The sequence below is a fragment of the Methanosarcina sp. genome, from assembly GCF_035390745.1.
Classification (GTDB): domain Archaea; phylum Halobacteriota; class Methanosarcinia; order Methanosarcinales; family Methanosarcinaceae; genus Methanosarcina.
The window spans coordinates 1-4,396 of sequence record NZ_DAOOUJ010000113.1 but is presented as its reverse complement, the minus strand read 5'-3'; the positions used below and the strand labels follow the sequence as shown (position 1 = coordinate 4,396).

4 protein-coding genes and 1 pseudogene are annotated in these 4,396 nt (G+C 47.0%); all 5 read left to right on the top strand.

Features of this window, described 5'->3' with window-relative positions:
- Positions 1 to 34 precede the first annotated feature (34 nt).
- Positions 35 to 184 carry a hypothetical protein gene (locus PLL47_RS14555; protein ID WP_324447248.1) on the top strand — a complete coding sequence of 50 codons (150 nt, stop codon included), beginning with the start codon at positions 35 to 37 and terminating at the stop codon, positions 182 to 184.
- 470 nt (positions 185 to 654) lie between these two features.
- Positions 655 to 2,142 (top strand): annotated as a pseudogene (gene mttB / locus PLL47_RS14550) ([trimethylamine--corrinoid protein] Co-methyltransferase).
- An 18-nt stretch (positions 2,143 to 2,160) separates the two neighbouring features.
- Positions 2,161 to 2,814: a methyltransferase cognate corrinoid protein gene (locus tag PLL47_RS14545; protein WP_324447246.1), complete on the top strand. Its 654-nt coding sequence runs from the start codon at positions 2,161 to 2,163 to the stop codon at positions 2,812 to 2,814.
- Between the two features lie 92 nt (positions 2,815 to 2,906).
- Positions 2,907 to 3,953, top strand: a complete 1,047-nt coding sequence (locus PLL47_RS14540) for an EamA family transporter (RefSeq protein WP_324447244.1) — start codon at positions 2,907 to 2,909, stop codon at positions 3,951 to 3,953.
- A 2-nt stretch (positions 3,954 to 3,955) separates the two neighbouring features.
- The gene (locus PLL47_RS14535; RefSeq protein WP_324447242.1) at positions 3,956 to 4,252 is read left to right on the top strand and encodes a hypothetical protein; all 297 of its coding nucleotides are present in this window, start codon (positions 3,956 to 3,958) and stop codon (positions 4,250 to 4,252) included.
- Positions 4,253 to 4,396: the final 144 nt, after the last annotated feature.

Sequence of the window (4,396 nt, the reverse complement as noted above, 5' to 3'; positions counted from 1 at the left end):
ATCGAGAAACTTCTCGATATAAAGATCAACTCCTGTGAACTATTCAGGAAACAGACAAGATAAACAGGAAGATAACCCGTATCAAAAAGACCCGGAAAGACCAGAAAAAGTAACAGGAGAAGCAGAAAAATTCGGGAAAAAAGGAATTATCAGGAAAATATATATAGAAAAATATTCAAAATAAAATAAGCAGTATAGTATAAAAAACGCTATAAAAAAGTACTCTCTGGGGGGCATGCCCGGAAAAAAGATGAGATTACTGAAAAAAGGCAAAATCTTTCCGGGAATTAGAAATGATTGGTACATAAATAAGAGTTCAATAAAAAGAGGCAGCAGAGGCATAAAAGCGGAGTGCTTCTAAAGCAAAAAACTGTAGAAGTACAGGCTTTAAGGAAGTGGGGGAAAGCACTGAACTTTATTTTTTCAGATTTTGCCTGTTTTACCAGAACAGGAATTAAAAATCTGAAGTTTATTTTGTGATTGGTTTTGTGTCCGTTTACATGAAAAATCCTTCGTTTCAGGTAAGAAGTACCCTGTTCTTCATAGTCTCTGCATCCTGAACTGAAGATAAAAAGGATTTGCCCTGAGTAAGGAGAACTCAGCAAAACGAGAGGTAAACAAACCGAAAAATATTCAGGAAAAAGGAGATAGAGAATGGCACAAAATAATGCAGTTGCAGGATTCAACGCACTTAATGGCGTAGAATTAAACCTTTTTACTACTGATGAACTCAAAGCTATTCACTATGCCACAATGGAAGTTCTGATGAACCCGGGCATTCAGGTTTCTGACCCCGAGGCAAGACAGATCTTCAAGGAAAATGGCTGTGAAGTCGACGAAAAAACCAATGTTGTAAAGATCCCCGAATACCTTGTAAGGAGAGCCCTGAAGCTTGCACCTTCGAGGTTTGTTCTCTGGGGCAGGGACAAAAAATACAACACCGTCCAGGAATGCGGCGGCAAAGTGCACTGGACCTGTTTCGGTACCGGTGTTAAGATGTGCAAATATAAGGACGGAAAGTACATAACCATCGACTCTGTCGAACAGGACATTGCAGACATCGCAAAGCTCTGTGACTGGGCAGAAAATATAGACTACTTCTCCCTGCCGGTATCTGCAAGAGACTGGGCTGGAAAGGGTGCGCAGGATGTCCACGAGACTCTTACTCCTCTCGCAAACACTGCAAAGCACTATCACCACATCGACCCTGTAGGTGAGCATGTCGAATACTACCGGGACATTGTAAATGCCTACTACGGCGGAGACGAAGAAGAAGCAAGGAAAAAGCCGCTCTTCTCTATGCTCCTCTGCCCGACCAGTCCGCTTGAACTCAGTGTCAATGCCTGTCAGGTCATCATCAAAGGTGCACGTTTCGGAATGCCTGTCAATGTCCTGAGTATGGCAATGTCTGGAGGATCTGCTCCTGTCTATCTTGCAGGAACACTCGTTACACACAACGCCGAAGTCCTTTCTGGTATAACTCTCGCTCAGTTAACTGTTCCGGGAAGCAAGGTATGGTACGGAAGCTCAACAACCACCTTCGACCTCAAGAAAGGTACTGCACCTGTCGGATCTCCTGAACTCGGTCTTATCAGCGCTGCAGTCGCAAAGCTTGCCCAGTTCTACGGCCTTCCCTCCTATGTGGCAGGTTCCTAGTCTGACTCCAAGGTTCCGGACAACCAGGCAGGCCACGAAAAGACCATGACCACTCTCCTGCCTGCCCTTGCTGGTGCAAACACCATCTACGGAGCCGGAATGCTTGAGCTCGGAATGACGTTCTCAATGGAACAGCTCGTTATTGACAACGACATCATCAAAATGGTCAAGAAAGCAATGCAGGGAATACCGGTTTCCACTGAAACCCTTGCAGTAGAATCTATCCAGAAAGTAGGTATCGGAAACAATTTCCTCGCCCTTAAGCAGACCAGAATGCTTGTTGACTATCCATCGAGCCCCATGCTCATTGACAGGCGCATGTTCGGAGACTGGGCAGCAGCTGGCTCAAAGGACCTCGCAACCGTGGCAAACGAAAAGGTTCAGGATGTCCTGAAACATCACGAAGTGCCGCCAATCGACGCTGACATTCTCAAAGATATGAAGGCAATTGTGGACAAAGCTGACAGAGCCTTCAAAGAGGGTTAAGATCAAGGAGGAGTAAAAATGGCAAGCAAAGAAGAAATTATAGCAAAAGCAAAAGCTTCGATTACCGATTTTGACGAAGAACTTGCAGCAGAAGTCGCAGGGGAAGCCCTTGCTGCAGGAGTCGACCCGGTAGAGCTGATTGAGAAGGGATTTACTGCAGGTATGGAAGAAGTGGGAGAGAAGTTTGGACAGGGATCTCTTTTCCTTCCTCATGTGCTTGCAGCTGCTGAAGCCATGAAAGCCGGCATAGAAGTTATCACGCCGGAAATGGAGAAGCGCAAATCTCAGACCAAGAACCTCGGAACCGTAATTATCGGGACAATAGAAGGCGATATTCACTCCATAGGAAAGGATATTGTGGCTTCCATGCTCAACATTGCCGGTTTTAAGGTTGTGGACCTCGGGAGAGATGTTGCGATCAAGACCTTTGTAGAAAAGGTGAAAGAGCTTAAACCCCAGGTTGTTGCATCCTCTGCACTGATGACAACCACAATGGTCAACCAGATCCAGATCGAGGAACAGCTGAAAGAAGCAGGTGTCCGCGACCAGGTCAAGACCATGGTAGGCGGGGCTCCGGTTACCCAGGACTGGGCAGACAAGATTGGCGCAGACATCTACGGTGAAAGTGCCAACGATGCGGTCGCCAAGGTAAAAGCAGCCCTGAAGGTCTGATAATTGTAAGAGCAGGCAGTCCCGGGAGTCAGGCTGTAAAACCTGGTTTCCGGCACACCTGCCCAATAACTCTAACAAAAGGAGGAGTGGGCATGGATCTGAAAGCTTTGAAAGCACAGGAAAGCAAACGAAAAATAAGTAAAGGGTATATGTGGGCCCTTTTTTGTGCTGTGTTCTGGGGCATATGGTATCTGCCGGGCACTGTTGTATGGGTACTGAACCCGTTTGATGAAATGTATGGAGCCATTGCCGAAACGAGTGGAGACGCAGTGTCCCTTGTTGTGACGGCGGCCCTTATTACCGCGTTTAATGCACTTACAGTTATGCTGGCTCTCATGCTCTGGAACGGCGTTCTAGGGAAATTCGGAGAACTGGGACGGACGCTAAAGGAATTCCACCCCTGTTCCAAGTGGTTCTTTCTGGCCTCGATATTCGGGGGACCTGTAGCAATTCTAGGTTCTTTTATGGCTATGGGATTTATTGGCGGAGCGTTCGCAGCAGTTGCTGCCCTTCTCTATCCTGTGATCGGCTCGGTGCTTGCTTATTACTGGTATGGGGAAAAAATCAGCAAGAGGGCAGCAACTGGAATTGTAATCATTATTCTTGGTGGAATTACAATCTTTGGCGGTGGAGTCATAACCGAAATTGCTGCAGGTGGTGTTCCATGGATAGGATACCTGGGAGGGTTGATGGCTGCTGCAGGCTGGGGGATTGAAGGTGCAATTGCAGGCAAGGGGCTTGACATTTCCGAGCCTGACGTGGGGCTTACTCTCCGGTTCCTGGGAGAAAACATTATCTGGTGGATCATTATTGTGCCGATTCTGGCAATTGTCGGTTTCCCTATGTATTCCTATGCATTCCAGGCATTTGAACCTCTGACGCTGCTGGTCCTGATCTTCGCAGGAATCACCTTCGGATTCTGTTACGTCTGCTGGTACAAGTCATTCCCGCTGATAGGAGTGGGAAGAGGTCAGGGAATAGGAAACCTCTACGGATTGTGCGCTATTATCTTCATCTTCCTCTTCTTCGGAGATGTCCCCGAGTGGACCATCCTTATAGGAGGTACCCTCTGTGTTATTGGTAGTTTCGTCATGTTTACTGAAGAAACAGCTGCACTTGAAACTCTGAGAGGTGAGTGAAGATGGGCAAGAACCGGCCTATTAAGTTCAGGATCCTGGAGCTATTCCTTGATGGAGAAGAGCACTGGAACTATGAGATCGTTTCAAAGATTCAGCAGGAATATAACATGCAGGGGAATTACGGCAGGGACAGCATCAATTTTGATATCATCGAGCTGGCGTCCGGTGGGATGCTTAAGGATGTGGAACAGAAAGTTGATGAGGAGGGAATTTACAAAAAAGATTTCCTGCTGCATAAATACGTGATCACCGACTTTGGAAAAGTCCGCGGGTCGGACGCCTGCGTGAGATACATGTAAAAGGAGGGAAGAGATGGTACAAACACAAGCTGCTATGGATGCCTACAATGCATACTGGGAGAATTCCTTTATCCCGGGAGCGGATATAATGTGGATGGTTCTTATCCTGATCCTTGCGGTTATCGCCCTCTGGCAGGCAAGAAC